Raw genomic sequence first — 23,901 nt, 5'->3', positions numbered from 1 at the left:
GCTTATATTATAACTACTCATTATGTTTATTTAATTCTACTTAAATAATTAACTGAAATAAAAATCTATGCATAAAATAGATTATAATTAATTTACATATTCCTTGTAATTATCATATATTTTAAAAGGAACAACAGGTTCAACTAATTTTCCTCTTTTAATAGCAATGACTTTAAAAGTGTCCATTTTTTTAACTTTATATTCCAGTTCTTTCCAAAATTGGGCGCATAAATGCCTATATTTGAACGGCACATTTTTTCTTTTAAGAAATATCCTTCTTAAATATTTCATTTGTTTTATGGCAATGTGATTCCTAAAAGCAGATTCTTGAAAATCAATTGATGGATCATATTTTGATATAATATTAAATATTTCAGTTAAATCAACACCTGACCCTTTTGGTCTTTCAATATCATATATTTTTAAAATTTTTGAATCTGCTTTAATAATTCTTTGAGGGTCGCTTAACCAAGATTGTTTGATGTAATTCTGATCTTTAGCAACAATTTCAGACTTCGCCAATTCAAATGCAAATTCGTCTTTAAAATTCTGAGATTCATTTTCATTTGATGAAACAATATCATTCAGTTTATTTCTCCAATTATAAACAGATAAAATTAAATCAGCATAATTGTCCCAAGTATGGAACTGGGAACCAATATTGATGTCATTACAATTTTTTATCATGAAATCGTCAAAAAGATCTTTATATGTTAACATGAAATTTGAATTATTTATAATCAATTCCTTATATTTCAATTTTATTTCATATGCCGTGTCCTTATTAATATGTAAATTACCTATAATATGCTTATCATGTTTATACATTACCTTACATTCCAAAGGTAAAAACAAACCTTCATTTTTATCATTAACCAACAGGAGAACTTTTTCACCAGATTCAATGAATCTGTGTTGTGGCTCATATTCTATATCTAACCTTTTGCCAATTTTTTCTTCATTATAATAATCATTTATGATATCTGATAGAAAATCGTGTTCAAATTCATCTTGTTTTGGTAAAAGGATTTCTAATGATTTTGGAATATCCCAATCCTCTCTAAACAAAATAGGTCTGCAAAAATTCACATCCATACGATAATTAATGATATCTGTTGTGTCTTTTAAAAATTTATCTCCACCGATAAAATATATTTTACTAATTTTTGAGTGATATAATTCATATGTAATGAATGGAGGAGTTGCAGTAATCACAATTAGATCATCATCGAATTTATTTAATTTATTCCAAGTTATAATTTCAATATCCTCAAATTCTTCATGAAAACCTTTTAATTCTATAATTTTTTTAAATGCTTTAATTTCTTCTCGATTATATAAAACTAATTTGATATTTTTCCTGTCTGAATTTTGGGATGTTTTTTCAATACAATCTAATATTGGTTTTAACAAAGGATTTGAATCATTTTTATAATGCTTTTCATATATTGACAATAATTCCTCAGATAATTCTTTATTAGTATTGTCCAAATACTCTAAAATAATTTCATAATCAATATCCGAATTTTTAATATTGAAATTCAAATTAAAAATAGATGACTTAACAAATAATGGGGATTTTGAAAGCCTATATAAAAATTTAAAATATTCTTTATTTTTAGTTTCATCATAAATTTTGGAAATCAATGATTGGAAATTAGTCAATTCTTCAACTTCAATGGTTTCAAAATCAAAATCAGAAATTGATTCTATATCATTAAATGATAATGAACCTGCGGTTTTAATTTTATTTCGGGACTGTTCTGAAAAATTATTTAAAACAATGTCTGAATCCCATGTATGAACATTAATGGAATATTTATCTATAAATTTATCAAAATCATTGAAACCATATAAATTCCTTACATCTTTAGAATTTGAAAATAGCAATAAATCTGAATTTGTATCATTAATAAATGATAAAAAATTTTCATCAGTCTCTCGAGAAAATATAATGGAATCAATCATGAATTTGTCTGAATCGGAAAAAATCACGATTGATGGGTTAATATCGTGTATTAAACTAAATAAATCTTCTCTTTTTTGTGAAATAAAATATAACTGAGATTCATAATCCCAATCCAAATCCATTACATTATAGAATATGGTAAAGTATTTAATTTTATCTTTTAATCTGTTAAAGTTATTTATATTTACAATATTTTCTAAAAACTTATTTTTGTTTAAAATAGTTTGTTTAGCAGTCCATGAATAATTATAGCTAAATTTGAAGTTTATAAACCCATTTTTATTAACATAATAATTAACCTTTTTACCATCAACTATGTCCGATTTGACACAATCCTCCCCGAATTCTTCAATGAATTTTTTTACAACAATCCCATTATATTGTTTTAATGTTGAGCCTATACAAACCTCTGAGTGATCCATAGGAATGTCTGGAAACTCATGACCCTTTTCAACATTAATATGATAATGAAATTGATTCAACTTTTTAAATATCTTTTTTGCTGAAAATAAACGGCCCCATTCTTCTTCAAGGTCATCATCATACGGGGTTGTAGTGGATGAGTAAACCAAATTCTCAAACAGTTCTAAAGAATTAGGTTTAAAGAACAAATCCTTATTATTCTTATCAATATCATCAATTATAACTATTTTAGATTTTGGATTCATAAACAAATATTCTGCTGCCAAAATAGGTATGAATTTTACTTCTTTCCAAGGCCAAGTAATCAAATACTTTCCATTAATTTCATTTATCCAACCGATATACTCTTTTTCAATTTCATTCAAATCTATATTCCAAAATAATGGAACTTTTGAATTAAAATCTTTTGAATTATTAATAAACTCTGATAGCTTTTCAAATTCAATAAAATCCAAATATTTCCTAAAAACTGCACCACAGTTGCTGCAATAGAATAAATCATTATACTTTTCTTTGCGTTCTTTGTATATGTCTCCTTCACAAAAATTTTTTCTACAATTGTCTCCGCATGCTTGGCATAACAGGTCTGGTGAAATCTGTTTAATAGAAGTTCCCTTATAATGGGGTTCATGGCATTTTGGGCATGTTGGAAACAAATGGTAATAACTATGCATTATAATAACCTTTTTATTACTTTTTCTAATTCAAAAGCTATATGTGGATCATCTATAAAAACACCCAATTCATAATTTGAAAAAAGAGCTCTACGTGAAAAATTAGCCGATCCAATAAGTAATTTTGACCTGTCTGAAATTATTATTTTAGAGTGGATAAATTCTTCATCCAAAATGTGGATTTTACAATAATTATAGGAATCAGACAATTCTTTTAGCTTATTTATCAAGTGTAAATAATCTTCATTATAGTAAATAAAAATTTCTATTTCGACACCTCGTTTAAGTGCTAAATGAATTTTGTCAAAGATTAAATCAGAAGTCAACACATATATCGTCATGATTAAAGAATCTTCGGAATTATCTATTAACTCTGAAATAGCAGACATTGTAGGTATTACTCCATCACCAATCCATTTGTCTCCACTAGCAATAATCTCAATATTATTCATTTAATCACCTAATAATAAATGCCTGTCCAAAAACCTATTTCCATATTCACATGAAGTTTCTGAAAGGAACATGCAATTTATACATGCAGCACCATTAACATTATGCCCTCCAAAACGCATGGCATGGCATAACGGATCATTAGAACAATCATTTACAATATTTAATGCATGGTCTAAAACATTGTCAAAATTTTTCGCCGAATTTATTAACCCACCCATTCCGGAATCATCACCTGCAGAAGTATTATATAATAATATACCTCCGCGGTTATCTCTTGTAATATAAATCCGTTCACGTATGGATGCGGAAGAATATCCTGAAATATAACCTAAAGCACGAATAATTGCATGAGATAACGAATGCCACCAAACCAATAATGCCATATCGATATCTTCTAAAAGGAAATATGATAATTCTGTAAAATCTAATTTACGCCATTTTGGGACGCTATTGCTCAATTTTAAATTATCCAAAGGATTTAAATTGGATGTGATAAAAATTCCTTCACCAATACTTTCAAATGCAGGATACCATTTTTCATTACCTAATTTTGGTTGGGACCCAACATCAACAGGTTTCAGATTACTTTCATCAAATTCATCTTTGGAAGAAAATCCTTCGGGCCGAATATTTCTTTGATACGCATATTGAGTAGTTATAGTTTTGATTTTATTAATTGGAGATACTTTGAATTCAAATGGAATTCCATCAAAGTCTGCATTAAATGAGTTGTAATAATCTTTTTCAAAATTATCTTTAACAACAGGCAAATCATTATTTAAAACTTCAAATTCCTCTTCAATTAATTCCTGATAATTCCATTGTTTATTATATAACCTTTTGGCTTCATCAAAGAAAGTTTCCCTATCTTTTTCTATAAATTGTTTTACATCATCTTTCAATAAATCCAAATAAATTTTTCTTATGTTTTCATCATCATAATTTTCAATCAACTTTAAAATTATATCCCTTTGAGTAGAATCTTGATTCTGAATAACTCTTAAACATGGTTTATCATTTTCTGGTAAAATCAACAATGTTCTATTTAATGGGATTCTAAGAGAAGAAGATTGTCTTTGGATAACTCTCATATGTTTTGGTGGGTCTTCACGGCTACTGAATCCTTCAGAGTAACCCACACTATTCCTATCAATTGTTTCCGTTTCAGGATGTCTGGAATGACAATTGTAAGTTGCACTAGCTATTTTCTTCATAGTAGTCTCTTCTTCACATTTAGGACAACGCAATTTAATACTATCCAAAGAGTTACCTTTCGCATCCCATTCAAAATAAGAACCATGATCACAGTCCCCACTTGAATGAATGGCATATTTCCAAGGGACTTCATCTAGATGCCCCTCATAGCATGCACAAACAAATCTTACTGGATTTGAGTATTTACTTTTTCCACAACAAGGACATTTATCATTATGATATTTAGAATTAAATAGAATATTCGTATTAGAATCATGTTCCTTATTGTTATAACAAATCTTCCAAACGGGAAAAATCATTGTTTTATACAAACCTTTATGTTCTTTTTCCCCTTCGGAATCATTAGAAGGTAGTTGGAAAAATCGCACATTATCATTTGAATTGAAAAATGTATTGACTAGATGTTCTAAACGGATATCAGGAACTTGATATTTATCAACATATTTATCAAAATCTTTTCCCAAACCTATTTTTAATGAAGGTATTAATCTTGGACCATTACTACTTTCAATAATTGATCCAGGACCATATGTTAAAATATATTGTGATCTCATTAACGGTTGAGTTCTTCTTGCCATGTTTACACCCAAAACATTGTACTTTCTTCAACTTCTCTTAAAGAATTAGGAGCCTTTTCAAAAATTGATTCAACTTCATCATCATATTCATGATAATAATCGCCTAAAACAACATTAGCTCGTTTATTACGAGTATCCGTATAATCAAAACCAACTTCATTGGTTTTAGTTTTCCATTCCCAAAATGCGGAATCAAAACTCTTTTTAATTTTATTTAACTCGTCTTCATTATCCATAATGAAATTCAATCTATCAATAATATGATTCTTTAATTTTTTATAATCTTGCACCGAAATTTCATTTAATTTCACAGGTTCGCTATCCCAATCAAAATCCATGCCTATTGCATTTCTAAAAAATGATACAATTGCCGGACCGACCGTTTTTTCTAAAGACCCCAATGAAAAGGGAGATACTGAAATTGGTTCAACATCCGTCTGAATTTTATAATGATATGCTGGAAACATCTCATAATGGTTTAAATCTCTCGGCCTACCAGATTTTAAAAATGTAACAACTAGACCACCATGCTTCCTACCAATTCTACCTGAAGCCTGAATATAGCTTCCAGTAGTTTTAGGTTGCCCATTCAAAATCATTAATGATAAATGAGATATATCAACACCCGTTCCGAACATGGATGTGGTGAATATAGCTTTAAAATGAGGCATATTATCTTTTATACCATCATTTTGAATTTTATTAAGTTCTAATGGAATTTCACTAGACGATAACCTGCTAGATAACTCTAAAGAATCAGTTTCGGGATCTAGTGAAATATTACATGAACGACTTACTCTTTCATTAATGTCCTCTTTATATAATGAAATTCCACCACCTAATTCTCGCATTGCATTAAAATATTCGACAATTGTCGAATAAAATAATTTATCTTCACCTTTAACAAATCTTGATGAAGTACATAGCATATTTGACCATAATCTAACTAATGGAGTCATTGGTCCTCTTCCAGGGGCATAAACTCCCATATAGATTCTGCCAGGATTATTTTCATCCCATGGGTCGTTAGGTTCCCTAACAAAAAAGTTATTTTCAACTTTCAATCCATGAGGTGGGAACTGGAACAATTCTTTAGCAAACAACAATCTGGATTGATTTGTTGCATTTTTAATAGTTGCTGATGAGGCAATATATTTTGGGTTAATCCCATTTTGTTTAATAATAGATTCCAATATTAATTCATATATTCCAAAAAGACTTCCTAATGGCCCATCAATTAAATGCAATTCATCTTGAATAATTAAATCGGGAGGTAAAAAATTATCAACAGAAACATTTTTTTCCTTATTTCTTTCAGAAATATTCCTTGGAAACATGTTTATATTCTTTAAAAATCCGTAATACTTGTTATACAATGAAACATTACCAAAGATATTGGCAATTCGACCATTGTACGGTAATCTTGCAATTTTATCAACAGTCCCTATAATTATAGTTGGACATCTTGAATAAATCTGTTCATCAATAACATAAGCGGGAATAGGAATTCTTGAAGAGTTACTAAATGGAGTATCAATAATTTTTTCATAATAAATATCTAACTTTTCATTCTCTTCAAAAGGACTTCCTTCCTTCCATGATACATCAGAATTTAAACTACATGAAGGATTAGTGCAGAATATTTCAAAATCAGAAAAATTATCTCCGTCCTCTGATTTATTTACACCAAAATAACCTGGATGATAAATACTTAATGATGAGACAGTAAAGTATCTTCTAAAATCTCCAAATAAATCATCAAGTTTTTCTTGATTGATAATCTCCTTAAACCTGAATCCTAATGTGATATGTCCTTCTTTATGATTAATATCTGAAACCTCAATCTCTTTAATATAATTTTTATTCATTAATTTATCATGGATTTCTTCTATATTCCCTTCATTTAATTTTACAACTACATGAAAAACTTCATCAGTAGGAATCCCCCCTTCGGGAATAGATAATAAATTACCACAAACTGGACATCGTATTACCTGAACGGGGTTTGATTTAAATTTTAACTCACGTGGAGTTAATCTTTTTAAAATTGCTAATGCAGAATATTTATCTTGAATACTATTATCAATCAGTAAATTATTTGGAGTAACTGCAGAACCTACCCACATTCCAATAGAAAATCTTAAGGACCCATAAATCCAATCATCTTTGATTGTGCAGTTTTTAGGCCTCCAACCCACATTGCCATCAGTATCGAAGACTCTAAGATATTCCGCAGCGGTCACTAATAAAAGTGTTCTTTCAAACTGTTGTATTGTCAATAATCTCAAAGTATAACGTGATATGATGCTTGTTCCACCATAATTTTCATTGGTCAATCTACGGTATGCAATAGTAAATGCCATTATTGCAAGATATGCTTCAGTTTTTCCACCACCAGTTGTAATCCATAATAAATCTAAATAATCCCTATATTCTGAATCCGGATTTACAATTGACTCTATATTCATTAAGAAAAATGCTAATTGGAATCCTCTCCAATTAAATGGTTCATTAACAATGACTTCATCATCATTAGAGTTTATTATTTTCTCTTTTTGACTATTTTTCCATTCATATTGGGTTAAAATTGCTTTATTTGCAAAACAAAAAGCCAATCTCGCCATTTCATCTTTCTTTAATCTGTCAATTCCTTCTTGAATTCTATCTCTTGCTTTGATTTGGTCATCAATAATTTTTAGAGAAATGTCCATATACTCTTCTTCAATTTTTTCTTTTTGAGTTTCAATCCATTCAGAGTATTTATTAACAATAACTGATAATTGTTCATCTATTTCCTCTTCAGACCATATTTCAGATAACACTTCGGCATTCAACAAATTTAATTCTTTTTGTTTACCATCAAAAATATCAAATGATGGCAGCCCCATAGGCGCTAATGGGACAAATTCTGTTCTCAGTTGAGGTTCAATAAATCTTTTTAATTCATTATTTTCGGCAATGAAAAAAGAACCGTCAGGCCAAATATCATCTAAATCAAATTTATTAATATAATCAACATTGTCCCATAATGCAGAACACATATGGCCTCTGGCACGAATATGGTTGTCTTTATAGACAAAAGATAATTTATTATCAAATACATCTTTACTGATAGTGTTTGAAAAATCAGAATCTGAATTAATTCTAATTGATGGTTGGAAAATCATATTGTCTACATCAAGATAGTTTTCTGATTGAGTCAAATTATTTACAAATGAAATCAAAATGTTTAAACCTTCATTTTCGACTTTTTTTGTTTTGACAATTATTTTCACGGAATCATCATCAAAATCATCCCCAATTATTTCTTGCTTCTCATCAAAATCAACATCAAAATTTAAAATTTTATAAAATGGATGCCTTTCCCATTTTTCATTTTCTTCATCCCCATTTGAAATATATCTTGCCCATGAAATACATACATCCAACTTTGGGGTTAAAGATTCCAAAACAAATGAAATTCCAAATGACCGTGCGCGTAGTTTAGGGTCGAGTTCGGATGGGAAAATTTCACCAAAATTCTCGCTAAGATTATCTTCTTCTTCATCAGGAATTTCATCATCTTTTATCCATTCATTTTCTAAAGAAGAATTTTCATTAATTTCTGATAATTCAGGTTTTGGTATAAGAACTCCTGTTAAATATTCGACAGCCGGATTTTCGTCCATTATTTCTTTACAACCTTGTCTAGGACCAAGCACTTCTTTAAGTAATTCTTCAATGAATTTTTCCCTCAATATATCACCTTCATACATTATTTTTAATTTTCTCTGCAATACTTTCAGCCATTAATGGAGGTACGGCATTACCTACTTGTTTAAATTGAGAAGTTCTAGGACCTTCAAACTTATAATTATCCGGAAATGACTGGAGCCTAGCTGCTTCTCTAACTGTAATCGACCTAGCCTGACCAATATCTGGATGTATGAAATAATGACCATCTTTTGATAAATGAGCCATTATTGTATGAGAATAAGGCAAATCTCCTGCAACAATTTTAAATCTATCTAAAAAGGATTTTTTATTTTTATGTGTGGTAAGTTCTTTAGGCAATTCATCATATTTAATTCTTTGATGGTTATTATTCCATGCTTTTATAACCAACCGATAAATTTCCCTATCATTCGCATTATGATTTCTAGCAGCGTGATTGATTACAATATCCCTTTTTGTACGAATATTAGTTTCTTTTAAATATCTTGAAATTTTATTAGTGTATGCAACAGGAGAATCATTTCCTTCCCCCGGATTTAATTTTGGCAAATCGTTTAAGACATCCCAAACTTCAAAGTTATTTTTTTTATCAAAACTAAAATCAAAATAATTTTTGCTATCTTTATGGCCTATAATAATTAGGCGTTTTCTTTTCTGCAATACCTTAAATTTATTTGCATACAAAAGTTCATAATCTATATTATAACCTAATTTTTTAACATTTCTTTCAAAATCCGGAAATATTTCAATATCTGTTTTGGCAGATAACATTCCCGGAACATTTTCAAAAACAAAAAAATCTGGATTGAATTCTTTTAAAAATGACAAATAATGTTTATACAAATAATTTCTAGGATCCTTTTTCATGTTTTCATAGGCACGGCCTCTACCCGCACATGAATAAGCCTGACAAGGAGGACCTCCAATGATTCCATCAATATGTGAAATATCTTGGATTGCAATTAATTCTTTAATTTGTTTAATAATATTTTTCTCTGAATCCGAATCTATTTCTTGATTAATAATTGATGATGCTGGAAGATTCAAAATTTCACAATTATCTTCAAAAAGTTGGCCTAATGTGATTTCCTCATTTAGATATGCATAATAATCATCGATTTTATTTTCTTTTAAAATATGGTAAAAAAGTCTGGTTCTTAATGTTGAACATGCATGTGTGTCCATTTCAACATGAGCAACAGTATTGAAGCCCTGTCTTAAGAAACCTTCTGTTAAACCACCCCCTCCTGAAAATAAATCAATGACATTCATTTTTACACCCTCAAAGAAAAATTGAAATATATTAATATATATGTACATAAACTATTAATAAATGTAGTTAATACCCTAGTTTTTTAAGAGAGCATGAATGAAAGTTGATTAATATGGTTGATAAATTTAGCAAAGAGACTCGTAGCTATGTTATGTCTAGGATTAGAGGCAAAGACACGAAGCCAGAAGTTCTTGTCCGCAGTTACCTTTTTTCAAGAGGACTACGATTCCGAAAGAATGACAAGCGATATCCTGGAAGCCCAGATATTGTGCTCCCAAAATACAAGACCATTGTCTTTGTTCATGGATGTTTCTGGCATCTGCATGAAGGGTGCAAATATGCAGTAATGCCAAAATCCAATGTTGATTACTGGAAGAAAAAGCTCTACAGAAACAAGGAACGTGATGAACGCAATCAAAAAGAACTTGAAGCGATGGGATGGAAGGTCATAACTGTTTGGGAATGCGAATTGAAAAAGGACAAACGTGAACAGACACTTGAGAATTTATATGTCCAAATAACATCCCAACATTAGCTGTTGAAATTATTTTAAATTCTATTTTTAACAAAACATTTATATGTTCTGAAAACATAATATACTCTAATTAAACTCAAATGTGGTTCAATTATGAGTAAAAGAATACAAGTTAATTTCACTGATGAACAGTATGATCTTCTTCAAAAGCTCAAAGGGGAGCTTGGAAGCAGTGATTCTGATGTTGTAAAGAATATAACTATAGCTTGGCTTACAGAGAAGTCATTCATATCAACAACATTAAAAGAAAAATTATTCGGAGAATAAACCATGAAAAAGAAAATGATTAGTTTATTTACAGGTGCTGGCGGTCTTGATTGGGGATTTCACAACAGCAATAACTATGAACTTGTAATAGCTAATGAGATTCTAAGACCTCACCTAAAGACATATGCAGACAATCATGAAATAAAATTGATTGACATTAGAGAATATAACAATGATAATGATGTGGCAGTTTGCGGAGATATCCATGAGCTAATCGTTCCTCTAAAAACAGATATCATCATGGGGGGCCCTCCATGCCAGGATTTCTCCATTTTGCGAGGAAGCGACAACAGAGCGGGATTCACCGTGCAAAGGGGGAAACTATATGAACAATATTTGAGGATTATTAAAAGTTCAAAACCTGATGTTTTCGTTTTTGAAAATGTCCCCGGAATGGTTTCCGCCAATAAAGGCGCAGCTTATGAAGCTATTCAGGAAGATTTCATCAATGAAGGCTATGAGCTAGTCTTTAATGGTGTGTTGAATTTAGCGCATATTGGAGTTCCTCAAGCCAGGAAAAGATTGATCATTATTGGCGTTAAAAAAAGCTTAAATTTAGACTTGAAGAAAGTGGATGAAATCATTGGCAAATACTTGAAGAACAATCTGCTTGAAAAATATCCATTGACTCCTATTGAAGTATTTGAAGGCAAGATATTAACAGACTTGTCTGATAAATACAAATCAATAATGCAATCATACGAACATAGTATGGATGACCTCGATAATGAAGAAAGTGTGAAATGGGCTGAAGAATATTCAGAATTAACTTTGGATATCAAAAAGGATTATATCAAATACAATGACATTAAGGACTTTGATGAAAAGGAATTTGATGATGCAATGAACGAACATGAAGAAATCCTTAGATTATTGGGATATCTCAATAAGAAAGTTGACCAACAGCCTTTCCAGGATGACACTAATAATAGGGGAAGACGAAATAGAAAGGTCATTTCCAGAATGCACCATATTCCACCTTACTATAATTTCCACGCAGTTGACAATACGGAATGGAAAGTAAAAGGTTTGATGAGCAATATCTACAGAAGAATCCATCCTTTAAAACCTTCTCCAACAATAATTGCTTATGGTGGAGGAGGAACCGGAGGATACCATTATGAATATGACAGACAAGGATTGACAAATCGTGAAAGGGCAAGGCTTCAAACATTTCCAGACAATTATCTGTTCAATGGAAAATCTTCTGAGATTCGAGCACAAATAGGGGAAGCTGTTCCTCCGCTTTCAAGCTATTGGATTGAAAAGGCTGTCGATGAAATTTTGAAGCTATAATTCAAAAAGGTTGTACTGGCCGATAGGTTTTATCTTTAAAGGTTTTATCAAACCTGTTTTAATATGGAACCTAGGTCGCACTCCTCTTTTTTGCTGGTCTCTAAAAGTTTCATCACTTCTAACAGGATAATTGTAAACTGACTCGTTTGGAATTAAATAAACATCAAAGCACCCATCATATTTTCCATTAGGGAAAAAGTCCATAAAATACAGTTCATCCCAAATCGATCTTGGGCCAAATGAAGTCAAGTCATCAGCGACACTGGTTGCTTTAATTTGAATTCGGGAATAGGTTTTGGGATTATAGCAATCAAAGGAACTGTGTTTTATTTGAGGGACATTATTCACTCTCCAACAATCATAAATATAACAAAAGATTAATTCGCTGATTTCAGGAAAATTCAGTCTTCTGCAACCGTATTTAGATAAGATGGATGACAATTCATTCCATAATGAGTACATTTTTATCAAATTATTCTTATCACTTTTCTCAACTATTTCTACTTCAGCAAAATAGCTAGTTCCATCAAGGATAAGTTCTCTTTTTTCTTTTTTCATGAAGATAGTTATATTGCTTTTATCCTATAAAGTTGCCTTCTAAATTAATACCAATAGAATGTTCGTATTATTTTTTAACATGAAGTTTTAAGTAATCTATTTATTTTATTTATGTTCAAATATGTAATTATATAAAAATTAATTATAAAGGATGATTTAATATGATACCAGAATTTAAATCTTTTTTTAACCCTACATTGGAATTTTTTGATGACGGGGACATACATACTAAAAAAGAAGTTTCACTAGCTAATGCAAAGTATTTTGATTTAAGTGATGATGAGCTAAAAGAATCAACATCAAAGGGCTATAGTCGAAAGTATAAAAATAGGAGCGACTGGGCCGTTAATTATCTGTATCATGCCGGCCTTCTTGAAAGGAAAAAAAGAGGATTATATATCATAACCGATGAGGGTAAAAAAGTATTAAATCAGAAAACTCTTATTGACATTGAATTTTTAGAGCAATATGAATCTTTTAGATTATTTAAAAATGGAAAGGACAAGGAACAGCAGGAAGATTCAAAAATTGGAACTAATTCTGAAGATAAAGAAGAGGTTTTATCACCAACTGAAAGATTAGAAGAAGCGCATAATGAAATTAATGAAGAATTGTCAAATACAATTTTAAATGAAATTATGAATAACACACCAGACTTTTTTGAAAGATTAGTTGTTGATTTATTAATCAATATGGGTTATGGCGGTTCAAGACAGGAAGCTGGACAAGCTGTGGGAAAAGTTGGTGATGAAGGAATTGATGGTATTATTAAAGAGGACAGGCTAGGTTTAGACAATATTTATGTTCAAGCAAAAAGATATAAAAAAGGCAATAACGTTAACGGTGATGCATTAAGATCATTTAGTGGAGCATTAGATACAAAAAAATCAAATAAAGGTGTTTTCATCACAACATCTGATTTCACACCAGGAGCAATAAAACATGTAAAAGAATCAAGTAAACATATCGCTTTAATTAATGGAGATAAATTAACAGAATTAATGATAAAATTTAATGTAGGAGTATCCGTTAAAGATACTTATGAAATTAAAGAATTAGATATTGATTATTTTGAAAATTAAAAAATTATATATTATTTTCTATTTTAAATAATTGGGCTCCATTAGCATATTATGGGCAAATTTGGCATGTCTTAAAGAACAAATAATGATTAAAAGAATTGAAATATCATTGCTTTTAATTTGATAATTTATAAATTAGTTAATTTATAAACCATTATAGCATATATAATATATTCACGACCTATTTTTTCGATTTTTACTAAAAAACCTTAACTTTCGCTTAAAAGTAGCTATTTATATAAAAGTAATAATAAAATATTATATTAATTAATATATACAGGTTGTAATAGCTATGGCTAATATAAATAATACCTCATCCTACATGGATGAAGACAAAAAGCAAATTATCAAGGAATCCAATTATACCTATAGGGATGCTCTTGAGGTTTCAGCTTTTCTCATTGAAACTGGAAAGTTCGAAAGATTTTATAAGAAAATGCAGATTGCAGACCTTCAAAAGGAACTTAAAGAAATAGATGAAAAAGAATAACTTCAAAACTTGTCTCCCGTATATGACTCTAAAAAAAAACTATTTTGGACTGCAAAATGAATATAAAATTTATTATTTCTTTTATATTTTTTATATAATAAACTTATAAATATTAGACAAGGAGCCACATCATGAACAGAATTCGTTTGTCAAAATCAAGATACTGCAAATGCGTGCAATGCAAAAAGATTCTTTGGCTGGATAAGTACAAGCCGGAGAGTGCCACAGAAGATAACAAGGAAGCGATTTTTGAAACAGGAAAAAATGTGGGCGAACTTGCAAAGGGACTGTTCGGGGATTATGAAGACATTGACTTTGATAAGAATCTCAGCGCAATGATAGAAAAAACAGACGAATTAATGAAAAACAAACCGAACATCATCACGGAAGCGTCATTCACATTCAACAACAACTTCTGCAGCGTGGATATTCTCAAAAATGACGATGACGGAGTGGAAATCTATGAGGTCAAAAGCTCAACCAAAGTCAAGGACATTTACCTGGACGATGTCGCATACCAGTACTTTGTCCTTTCAAATCTAGGATTGAACATAAAAAAAGCATGCCTCATCTACATCAACAATGAATACATAAGAGATGATGAACTGGACATAAGCCAACTCTTCAAAATTGAAGACTTAACGGAAACCGCACGCCAGAAGCAAGCTGAAATCAGAGAAAACATTGAGAGAATCAACGATTTCATGCAGACACACGACAGAGATAACGAGCCTGAAACAATCATTGAAAAGCACTGCTTTGATCCCTATTCCTGTGATTTCTGGGACTACTGCACAAGAGACTTGCCGAAACCGAATGTCTTTGATATAAGCGGAATGCAAAGGCGCTCCAAATTCAAGAAATATCATGAGGGAAAGGTTTCATTCAGGGATCTGGAAAATGAAAGGATTAACCGGAAATACCTCGAACAGATCGATTTCGAGCTAAACGACAGAGAGCCTAAAATAGATAAATATGCAATTAGGCAACTGCTGGACTCCATAAGATATCCCATTTACTTCATCGATTATGAATCCTGCCAGTATGCAATACCGGAATTGCCAAAAACAAAGCCTTATCAACAGATTCCTTTCCAGTACTCGCTGCACATCATCCCCGAAAAGGGCGCTCCAATTGAGCATAAGGAATATTTAGCGGAAGCTGAAGACAAAAATATTATCAGGAACTTTGCCGAAGCCATGATTGAAGACATGCCCGAGGACGGAAGCGTGATTGTCTACAACAAAACCTTCGAAGCCACACGAAACAGGGAAATCGGTGAAATGTATCCTGATTTAAAAGGCGAAATGGAGCGAATCAACGGCAATATCGTTGATTTGATGGTGCCATTTAGACAGAGAAACTATTACACAAAGGAGATGCAGGGCTCCTATTCCATCAAAAAGGTCTTGCCTGCATTATACCCGGATGACCCGGAACTTGACTACGGCAAACTGTCAATGATTCACAAGGGCGATGAAGCCTCAGAGGCATTCGTAAAGCTAAAAGACAAAACACCTGAAGAGCAAAAAGAGATAAGAAATGCACTGCTTGAATACTGCAAGCTCGACACATTGGCAATGGTAAAGATTTGGGAAAAGTTCAGGGAAGTGACAGACTAGCGAATCGGGATGCGCCGCTTGAAGAGCACTGTCGGATTGTCAATGAATCCCATCACTACCAATCATCTTCCATTCTTTGTGAATAACGCCCGTCATATTCATCATCATCCCATATGAATGTAGCTCCGCAATGAGAGCAATATGGATCGCCTTCCATCACTATTTCACCGCAATTAGGACACACCGGCATATTTCGACCTCCTTAACTTTCATCATACATTGAAGTTATAACAATATATGCACAATTATTATATATTACTTTGAAAAGACATATACTTAAATTTAATCGATTTTGCAAAAGCAAAAAAAGGCAATCCCGAATGATTACAGCCAGAAACAAATGTAAAAACATCCGAACAATCGAAGCGAGGTGACATGAATGCCATTGTGCCCGAATTGCGGAAGCTACGTTTCGCCAGGAGCAACCGTCTGCAGCTGCGGAATGACCTTCGGCCATATAAGCGAACCCCAAGAGGAAAGAAAGCCCACTGAACTTGACATCCCGGAAGAGAAAAAGAGAAAGATCAGAAGCGAGTATAACAAGAGGGCGAAAAGGCTCATGGAAGAGGGAAGGTATCTTGAAGCGGGCGAATGCTACGACAGGCTTCTTGAGATGTCGCAATCCGAATTATACAAACTGGGCAAGGCAAAGGCATATTACTTTGCGGGAATGTATGAAGAGGCCCTGCCGCTTTTCAGGCAATCAGTAATGCCGTTTCTTGGTATAGACAACTACATCACATACGAATGGATAGGCCATACCCTCAATGAGCTTAACAGGTTTGACGAGGCAATCGAGGCATACGAGGAGGCCGCCAGCATCGTGAATGACGACTATGAACGGAAAGTGAAATTCCACGAGGAAAACAGATGGAGCGCCCCTTCCGAGTCATACATGAAGAAGCTGCTTGACGAGAAAAACGAAAGGATCTCCTCACTTCAGAAAATGATTGACAAATCAAGCCGCCTTAAGGAAAGATATTCCGAAAGCAAACCTGCAAGAGATGAGGAATATCTAAGAGAGATTGGAAAGGCCTACCTGGTCACGATAGCCGGAACTCATTTTTACGACTGTCCAGAATTCAAAAAGGGAATGAGGCTGAAGCTTAAAAGAGAAAGGGAAAACGAGTTCGACACATATGCCATTGCAGTCTATCTCGATGATACTAAGGTAGGGTATGTGGCAAACGGCGATAGGACCTGCTGCCATCTGACATCAACTGCAAGCGAGGTTCAACTTCCGACATCGCATGGTCTGAATATATACTGCTTTATGCTGGAAGGTTCCATATCGCAAGGATAGAAAGATAATGAAAGCGAAGGTTAATAAAACGATAAGCAAAACCGGTTGCATAATAAATAGTGAAAGGTAAAATGAAGCAAACGAACTGGGGCAGCCATCCTGAAATGGAGGGAGCGGATTGCATCAGAAGTCCTTTCAGTTTCAGTCTATGTTTCCTCCAATCAGCATGTCCAGGTTTCTTACTGGTATTGATTTTAGTGCAGAGTCTTCAAATTCCTTTTTGCATACTTCCCCATATATTTCGGGATGCGCATAGCAAAAGCAAGAGTTTCCATATAATGCACTGATTAGATTAGGGTCTTCTTTTAAGGCATCATCTACAATTTCCTTCATGATGCTTTGCTTGTCTTCCGGATACAGTTCCAGCCATAATTCAATCACTCTTTTTTCATATTCCTCATAGGTCATCGGATATTTCTCAGCCATTATATCATCTCCTAAAAAAAACCATCATTTAAAGAATATTGACATGATCCAGACGATAAATTCAATGATTGACTAGCATATTCAGACACTGAATTGTGGTGACGGCACGTCTAAAAATATGGTTGTTAATAAGATGTTAGTAAAATGTTACTTATAATGTTTTCGATAAAAAAAAATAAGAGATTAGATGAGAATCTCATCTAATACGGATTAACCGGTTTCTGTGTCATGAGCCCCTCTGAAGACCAAACGGAAATCACGGCACGATTGTCGCCCGGATAGCCTCCGTCCTCATAATGGGATGACAGGGTCATTTTCACGGAATGCTTTACCTTTTTGACTCCGACCTGTACCTTAACGGTCTTTTTGAACTTTGCATAGCATTTCTTGTACATGGTTCCTGCAGCAGGATCCGTATATTTTCCCTTCTGCCATGTCTTTACAACCTTCCAGCCTCTGCTTGTGTATTCATCAAGCCAGAACCCGTAGGTGTATTTGCCCTTGCCGAAACAGACCGTTTTGGTCTTGGTCTTGTATTTGTATATCGGCTCTTTTGAAACCACATACTTTCCTGTGCTTACGCTTACCTGCTTGTAGTATCCGCTGTCATGAGCTTTCATTACGCTTTTAATCTGGTTTCCTGTAAATGTTCCCCTGTATTTGCCTACAACAAAGGTCTTTGTGTGAAATGACCTTGAGCCTGCCAGAAGCTCGTCGTCTGAAAGTGAAACGCTTAATGTTTCAGGAAGGCCTGAGCCTTGAGATAGCGCATCATCATCGCTTTCAACAGTCAGGACGTCATCTGAAGAGATGTCCTCACTGACTGAAGAAACCTCATCAGCAGTGCCGTTGTCTGCTGCACTTACGGCGGATACGGCAAAGAGAGCTACAAGAAATATTGCCAAAATCATGAACTTTCTTTTGAACAAAAAAATTACCTCCTTTAATTCTATATATAAGTTGTGTTTATGATAGTATATAATTATTGCCATTATGCAATGGAACATTGAAAAATAAGAAAAAAAGAAAAAAGGATAAAAGCTCAAGTCAAGCTTTTATTTGTGTATCCATACCCAAAACAAGATATTCGCCATCGTTAAGGTTAATGGTCCTGGTTCCGCTTTCAAAGTAATCGTTGGAAACGATATCCACGTGCCTGCTGTTAGACAATATCTCATAATATCCGGAACTGCCCAATGATTCTACCTTGTACTGTCCTTCAGGAATGTCCTTGCCTACCTTGTACATGCCTTCCCTGTAGTACCCGTCTTCATCAGGTCCTATGTAAGGAGCATCATCCAATTCGTAAAGGCTTCCCCCATCTATTTCAAGATATTCCCATGATTCAAGTGTGATGTATGCACCGCCTTCAGTGTTCAGGTTATAGACAATATCATCTATTCTGTTTGAAGGAGCGGGGGAGACTTCAACATAGAGATTGCTGCTTGTGCATTGCACATAGTACTCGCCCGGAGGAAGGTCATCTCCAACCTTGTAGTTTCCGCTTGTGAGAAGCGGGCCTCCATTGTTAGTGTTGGCGTTGCCATTTCCGTTGCCGCCGCCCATGAAATCAAAAAATCCTGCGCTTGCGCAGCTCATACCGACGATGAAAACGGCCAAAATGACAAGCATCTTCAAAACGTTTTTCCATTTCATTTTCAAAACCCTCTCTTAATGAGTGATGTATGTCGAAAATTCTATATTAATGTAATCGAAAAAAAAAGAAAAAAAATGAGTTTTTACAATGGTGATTGACTAAAAAAAACTCAAGTAAAATCATGAAAGCCTAAACCGGAATCTCTATACGTGCACTGTTGCTTAAAAGAAGGTATTGGCCTTCCTCCAGTGTAATGTTAGTGCTGTTGTGGAAATACAGGCTTTCGATTATGTCGCCGGCTATATGCCTGCTGCTGTTTGTAATCTCAAGATAGGCTGAGCTTTCAACTGTTGTCACCTCATACTCCCCTGCAGGGATGTCTTCCCCTACACGGTACATTCCTCCCTTGTAGGTTCCGTTGTCGGGACCTATGTACGGTGTGCTGTTAAGCTCGAATATCTCTCCGCCGTCTATTTCAAGAAACTCCCCTGACTCGACAGTGATGAACACACCCCTGTCGGTGTTCAGGTTATAGATTACGCTTTCGTTGGAATTTGACGTGTCGTTTGCAACCTCAATGTAGAGATTGTTGAAGTTGTCGCAGTATACGTAATACTCACCGGGGGTCAGGTTCTTTCCGACCTCGTAGTATCCGCTTGCCAGAATTGGCACTCCGTTTTTGGCGGTATCGCCTGTGAAAAGCCCAGCGCTTGAGGCGGCTCCGAGTGCAATTATGGCTATGAACACCACTATCAGTAAAACATTCTTGCGATTCATGTCAAATCCTCAATTATTATATTTCATATACAATTTTATAAACTTATCCTATGCCATCGCCATCCATGAAAACGAGCAGGATGAAAGTGATGATAATCCCATCAATATAAGAACCGGACTTACTTAAAGCGTATTGGCTCCCTCATCATCCTTGAACTGCTTTCTAAACTATGGGCAGTTGCCCACGTGATTTTCGACTAGTTACCCATGAATTGCATTCTGGCAATCTCGTTGGTCTTTTCAACCTCAAGATAGGTCAGGATAAGTCCTCCAATCCATACTGCCAAAAGCACTATGAAGAAAATGATTCCTCGTATTCGGACAAACGCAAGGGCAAAAGTGATCACGATTGAACCGATGAAGTACAGCACTCCCTTCAATGTGTCTCCGGCATAGGCGATTCCCAAGCCGGTGAAGAAGAATGAAATTATTATGGCTACTGCCATGCTCTTCTTGTTGGCATTATAAAGCAGATACTTGTTTGCTTCAGGCATTCCACTGTTTTGGGATGCCCCAATCTGGGCACCACACTTCTCACAGAACTTTACGTTTTCTTTCACTTGACTTCCGCATTCGGGACAAAACTTAGACATAATAACCTCCTCAATGTATTGCTATAAGTGCAAATAAAATTATGAATATAGCTAAAAATGCGATAACCATCACTGCCACAATGACTAATACCAAACCCTTGGCTGTCCTCTCTTCGGGGTCCTCACTCAATGGCCTGCCGCAATATGGGCAGAGCCCCATCGGATTCTTGACCTGGCCCTGGCAGTTGGGACACAGCATGACGAACTCGTTGTTGCGCCTTGGCTCAGCGACAGCCTTATGGCCGCACTTGTCGCAGAACTGGGCGCCGGCCTTAAGAGGGCTTCCGCAATTTTCACAAAATTTAGCCATCCAAACCAGCTACCTGTTGCTCATGTACACTCTTGCATTGGCCTCATTGACCTCTTCGACTTCCTTGTGGGTGAGGTAGAGTCCTCCCGCCCACAGCGGAATTGAGACAATGAAATTAAAAATACCAAGTGTAAAAAAGCCAATGACATCAATTATGATTGTGGCCACAAAGTACAGGACGCCCTTTCCAGTGTCTCCGGCATATGCAATTCCCAATCCCGGCAAGAATACTGAAATGATCAACGCCTTGATCATGCTCTTCTCGTTTGCCTTATACAACATCAAGTTGGTCATGTCATCATTCGGACTGGTTGAATCAGAGAGAACCTGGCTTCCGCACTTGTCGCAGAATTTCACGCCGTCCTTGAGCTGGTTTCCGCACTCCGGACAAAATTTCGGCATCTCAATGAACTCCTTAATCTATCACTTCAGCAGGTTTTGCTTCCTCTTCAACTTCATCTTCAACAGCTTCTTCGGCTGCAGGTGCTTCAATGGCTTTAACTTCCTCTTCAGGAGCACCTACATCAGCACCGCATCCAGGACAGAACTTTGAGTCTGCAGTAAGTCCTGCACCGCAGTGTCCGCAGTATGAAACGATTTCCTCATCTGGAGCTGCAGTAGAAGCTGCGGATGCTGCGCCCGGTCCGGCGGCATAGTTCTGCTTGATTACCACAACATCGTCTGAAGCTGTGAAATAGTAAATCAAGGCTGCCGGCCATATAAGGAGAATCAAGACAATCAATAATCCTGTGCTGTATGATTTCTTCTTCAATGTTGCCTGTCCGTTGTAGTTGCTTTCCAACTTGTATTTTTGGGAAAAATACAATTGCAGTTGACTGTTGAATTCATCTTCGCTGTTTACGTCAATAACATAATATGAGCCCATGATTAATCTCCTTTGAAATTAATTGTGTTAATGATAATAGATTTAACCCTTGCAATATTTATAAATATCGAAAAAAATGGGGCAATGCCCAATTTGAATGAAAAATAGCCGGACATATTCATGGCTTTCATGGCCACCCACAAACAAAATGCCGGCACCTCCATCCAACCTAGACAATAGCTTAATAAGAAATATTATCCTTTCATCCTATTTTCAATCCGAATACTATCTCAAACAACCGATTGGAATGACTTTAACACCATCCGGGCGAGTGTATGCATATTTTCCACCAGTCAACACTGCAAGAAATGTCGGATTATCCAATTTTTTATTCTTTTCAATCAAACTATTAATCTTAAGCAGGTTTCCGGCACCTTCATCTATCCCCTCACTTCCAAGTTTACATTCTATCAATGCATATCTCTCGTCCCTCAAATGAACAACACAGTCAACCTCCAAACCGGACTTGTCATGATAATATGAAACCTTTCCACCATGGGAATTCGTATAGACACTTAAGTCACGAATGCACAAATTCTCAAAAACAAACCCGAAAGTTTCCAAATCATTCTCCATTGATTCAGGATTTGCATTCAATGCCGCCACTGCAATTGAAGGGTCAATGAATACTTTCTTGTTGCCTGATCTGATTGCTGATTTGGATTTGATGTTTGGTGACCATCCCCTATTATCCTCAATTACGAATAATCTTTTCAGGGCATCAACATATGAATAGTATGTTGGTCGGCTTATATCCATAAAATTAGCGTTAATATCATCTATAATGGTTTTGTCTTTAGCCAGCGTGGAATTGTTTCTTGCAAGTGAACGCAATAATATTCTTACTCTATCAGGATCCCTTTTAACCCCATCAACAGCAGAAACATCTGTATTGCAAATATTTTCCAAATAGTTATATGCAACAAAGAGCTTGCCTTCTCTGGTTTTTTGATTCATCGAATCGGGCCATCCTCCACGACATGCTGCAAATATCAAGCCGTCCATTGTCAAATCGGATTCACATTCATTGATGTTGATGTCGGGATTGTAAAATAAGTCCATGATTGAAATCTGCCCGTTTGATTCGCCGCTTTCATACAAGCTCATAGGCCTCATCAGCATTCTGTGGATTCTTCCTGTTCCCGAATGCATGATGCTGTCTTCATCAACCACTGTTGAACCGGTTAAAATATACAGCCCATAGCCTTCACTTTCATCCACGCTTGTTCTCACGGAATCCCATAATACGGGAGCTACCTGCCATTCATCGATTAATCGTGGCTTGTCCCCTTTCAATAATCTGGAAGGCTCTATGTCTGCCCACATCATGTTTGTCTTAAAATTGTCTTTATCCTGTAGTTTCAATACGCTGTTGGCATGCTGTTCGCCGGTAGTTGTCTTGCCACACCATTTTGGTCCGACAATGAGAATCGCTCCAATCATTGTGAGATATTTTTCCAGATCATCATCCACTATTCTCGGCAAATACTTGACCGCCATTACGACCACCTCCTGATTTTACAATTTTTCCATATTTTACTTTACATTTTCTCATTAATATACTTTACAATTTTTCCATATTCTAGTTTACAATTTTTCCAAATTTTATTTTACAATTTTTCTATATTCTACTTTACAATTTTTCAAAACGAAACCCCATCACTAATTCATCCTATTTTCACACGGTTTTCACACTAGAAATCATGCACATGATCTCCATTAACTGTGAAAGCAGTCAAGATTTGCGAAAATATCGTGCAACTGAAAATAAGACCTAAAAATGGCAGATACAAAAACAGAAATTGGGCCAATCCTACCGATAATCAGCAAAAATGAAAAAATAGAGTAGATGAAATGTAT

Annotated in this window: 24 protein-coding genes and 1 pseudogene; 8 read left to right on the top strand and 17 right to left on the bottom strand. The window is 34.4% G+C overall.

Annotated elements, in window-relative coordinates; genetic code table 11:
• Positions 1-87: 87 nt before the first annotated feature.
• Genes IJE64_RS01235 through IJE64_RS01215 form a run of 5 tightly spaced genes read right to left on the bottom strand, consistent with a single transcriptional unit; the run spans position 88 to position 10,298 of the window.
• Positions 88-3,066 (bottom strand): hypothetical protein, encoded by a 2,979-nt coding sequence (locus IJE64_RS01235; protein WP_292780862.1) that lies wholly within the window; start codon positions 3,064-3,066, stop codon positions 88-90.
• A complete protein-coding gene (locus tag IJE64_RS01230) occupies positions 3,066-3,518 on the bottom strand; it encodes a phosphatidylserine/phosphatidylglycerophosphate/cardiolipin synthase family protein (protein WP_292780859.1) in 453 nt (150 codons plus the stop codon). Before IJE64_RS01230 ends, IJE64_RS01235 begins: the two co-directional genes overlap by 1 nt.
• A complete protein-coding gene (gene drmB, locus IJE64_RS01225) occupies positions 3,519-5,312 on the bottom strand; it encodes a DUF1998 domain-containing protein (RefSeq protein ID WP_292780856.1) in 1,794 nt (597 codons plus the stop codon).
• A gap of 2 nt (positions 5,313-5,314) precedes the next feature.
• The gene (drmA, locus tag IJE64_RS01220; protein WP_292780853.1) at positions 5,315-9,049 is read right to left on the bottom strand and encodes a DISARM system helicase DrmA; all 3,735 of its coding nucleotides are present in this window, start codon (positions 9,047-9,049) and stop codon (positions 5,315-5,317) included.
• A 10-nt stretch (positions 9,050-9,059) separates the two neighbouring features.
• On the bottom strand, positions 9,060-10,298 hold the full coding sequence (locus tag IJE64_RS01215) for a DNA cytosine methyltransferase (RefSeq protein ID WP_292780850.1): 1,239 nt from the start codon (positions 10,296-10,298) through the stop codon (positions 9,060-9,062).
• A gap of 113 nt (positions 10,299-10,411) precedes the next feature.
• Between IJE64_RS01215 and IJE64_RS01210 the strand changes: the two genes are divergently transcribed.
• From IJE64_RS01210 to IJE64_RS01200, 3 genes are all read left to right on the top strand, one after another.
• Positions 10,412-10,834, top strand: coding sequence for a very short patch repair endonuclease (locus IJE64_RS01210; protein ID WP_292781074.1), 423 nt, complete (start codon positions 10,412-10,414; stop codon positions 10,832-10,834).
• A gap of 93 nt (positions 10,835-10,927) precedes the next feature.
• On the top strand, positions 10,928-11,101 hold the full coding sequence (locus IJE64_RS01205) for a CopG family transcriptional regulator (RefSeq protein ID WP_292780848.1): 174 nt from the start codon (positions 10,928-10,930) through the stop codon (positions 11,099-11,101).
• A gap of 3 nt (positions 11,102-11,104) precedes the next feature.
• Positions 11,105-12,397, top strand: coding sequence for a DNA cytosine methyltransferase (locus tag IJE64_RS01200; protein ID WP_292780846.1), 1,293 nt, complete (start codon positions 11,105-11,107; stop codon positions 12,395-12,397).
• Here IJE64_RS01200 and IJE64_RS01195 read toward each other — a convergent pair.
• Positions 12,392-12,955: a Bsp6I family type II restriction endonuclease gene (locus IJE64_RS01195; RefSeq protein ID WP_292780843.1), complete on the bottom strand. Its 564-nt coding sequence runs from the start codon at positions 12,953-12,955 to the stop codon at positions 12,392-12,394. The genes IJE64_RS01200 and IJE64_RS01195 overlap by 6 nt on opposite strands.
• 161 nt (positions 12,956-13,116) lie before the next feature.
• Here IJE64_RS01195 and IJE64_RS01190 point away from each other — a divergent pair, with 161 nt between their 5' ends.
• The 3 genes from IJE64_RS01190 to IJE64_RS01180 all read left to right on the top strand — a co-directional run bounded on the left by IJE64_RS01190 (position 13,117) and on the right by IJE64_RS01180 (position 16,149).
• On the top strand, positions 13,117-14,037 hold the full coding sequence (locus tag IJE64_RS01190; RefSeq protein ID WP_292780840.1) for a restriction endonuclease: 921 nt from the start codon (positions 13,117-13,119) through the stop codon (positions 14,035-14,037).
• Positions 14,038-14,329: 292 nt separating this feature from the next.
• Positions 14,330-14,527 (top strand): hypothetical protein, encoded by a 198-nt coding sequence (locus tag IJE64_RS01185; RefSeq protein ID WP_292780837.1) that lies wholly within the window; start codon positions 14,330-14,332, stop codon positions 14,525-14,527.
• A gap of 131 nt (positions 14,528-14,658) precedes the next feature.
• On the top strand, positions 14,659-16,149 hold the full coding sequence (locus IJE64_RS01180) for a DUF2779 domain-containing protein (RefSeq protein ID WP_292780835.1): 1,491 nt from the start codon (positions 14,659-14,661) through the stop codon (positions 16,147-16,149).
• 55 nt (positions 16,150-16,204) lie between these two features.
• Here the strand turns inward: IJE64_RS01180 and IJE64_RS01175 are convergent, their stop codons facing one another.
• Entirely contained in the window at positions 16,205-16,339 is a 135-nt protein-coding gene (locus IJE64_RS01175) for a zinc ribbon domain-containing protein (RefSeq protein ID WP_292780833.1), read from the bottom strand.
• 189 nt (positions 16,340-16,528) lie between these two features.
• Between IJE64_RS01175 and IJE64_RS01170 the strand changes: the two genes are divergently transcribed.
• Entirely contained in the window at positions 16,529-17,452 is a 924-nt protein-coding gene (locus IJE64_RS01170) for an HIRAN domain-containing protein (RefSeq protein ID WP_292780830.1), read from the top strand.
• Positions 17,453-17,593: 141 nt separating this feature from the next.
• On the opposite strand, the gene IJE64_RS01165 is transcribed toward IJE64_RS01170, so the two are convergent.
• The 4 genes from IJE64_RS01165 to IJE64_RS01150 form a co-directional block, all read right to left on the bottom strand.
• Complete coding sequence (locus tag IJE64_RS01165; protein ID WP_292780828.1) at positions 17,594-17,878, bottom strand: hypothetical protein; 285 nt, start codon at positions 17,876-17,878, stop codon at positions 17,594-17,596.
• A 200-nt stretch (positions 17,879-18,078) separates the two neighbouring features.
• On the bottom strand, positions 18,079-18,807 hold the full coding sequence (locus tag IJE64_RS01160; RefSeq protein ID WP_292780826.1) for a hypothetical protein: 729 nt from the start codon (positions 18,805-18,807) through the stop codon (positions 18,079-18,081).
• A 118-nt stretch (positions 18,808-18,925) separates the two neighbouring features.
• Entirely contained in the window at positions 18,926-19,534 is a 609-nt protein-coding gene (locus IJE64_RS01155; protein WP_292780824.1) for a hypothetical protein, read from the bottom strand.
• A gap of 130 nt (positions 19,535-19,664) precedes the next feature.
• On the bottom strand, positions 19,665-19,874 hold the full coding sequence (locus IJE64_RS01150; RefSeq protein ID WP_292780822.1) for a hypothetical protein: 210 nt from the start codon (positions 19,872-19,874) through the stop codon (positions 19,665-19,667).
• 295 nt (positions 19,875-20,169) lie between these two features.
• Here IJE64_RS01150 and IJE64_RS01145 point away from each other — a divergent pair, with 295 nt between their 5' ends.
• Complete coding sequence (locus tag IJE64_RS01145) at positions 20,170-20,379, top strand: hypothetical protein (RefSeq protein ID WP_292780819.1); 210 nt, start codon at positions 20,170-20,172, stop codon at positions 20,377-20,379.
• Positions 20,380-20,449: 70 nt separating this feature from the next.
• On the opposite strand, the gene IJE64_RS01140 is transcribed toward IJE64_RS01145, so the two are convergent.
• The 6 genes and pseudogenes from IJE64_RS01140 to IJE64_RS01120 form a co-directional block, all read right to left on the bottom strand.
• Positions 20,450-20,845 carry a zinc-ribbon domain-containing protein gene (locus tag IJE64_RS01140; RefSeq protein ID WP_292780817.1) on the bottom strand — a complete coding sequence of 132 codons (396 nt, stop codon included), beginning with the start codon at positions 20,843-20,845 and terminating at the stop codon, positions 20,450-20,452.
• A gap of 10 nt (positions 20,846-20,855) precedes the next feature.
• Entirely contained in the window at positions 20,856-21,155 is a 300-nt protein-coding gene (locus tag IJE64_RS01135; RefSeq protein WP_292780814.1) for a zinc ribbon domain-containing protein, read from the bottom strand.
• A 9-nt stretch (positions 21,156-21,164) separates the two neighbouring features.
• A complete protein-coding gene (locus IJE64_RS01130) occupies positions 21,165-21,410 on the bottom strand; it encodes a hypothetical protein (RefSeq protein WP_292780811.1) in 246 nt (81 codons plus the stop codon).
• A gap of 78 nt (positions 21,411-21,488) precedes the next feature.
• Positions 21,489-21,557 (bottom strand): annotated as a pseudogene (locus tag IJE64_RS10650) (zinc-ribbon domain-containing protein); the annotation flags it as partial.
• 13 nt (positions 21,558-21,570) lie between these two features.
• A complete protein-coding gene (locus IJE64_RS01125; protein WP_292780809.1) occupies positions 21,571-22,041 on the bottom strand; it encodes a zinc ribbon domain-containing protein in 471 nt (156 codons plus the stop codon).
• 225 nt (positions 22,042-22,266) lie between these two features.
• A complete protein-coding gene (locus IJE64_RS01120) occupies positions 22,267-23,541 on the bottom strand; it encodes an ATP-binding protein (RefSeq protein WP_292780807.1) in 1,275 nt (424 codons plus the stop codon).
• Positions 23,542-23,901 lie beyond the last annotated feature (360 nt).

The sequence above is a fragment of the Methanobrevibacter sp. genome, assembly GCF_017409525.1.
Lineage (GTDB): Archaea > Methanobacteriota > Methanobacteria > Methanobacteriales > Methanobacteriaceae > Methanocatella.
Note: the sequence above shows the minus strand (reverse complement) of the source record. Positions and strands in the feature narration are given on the sequence as shown.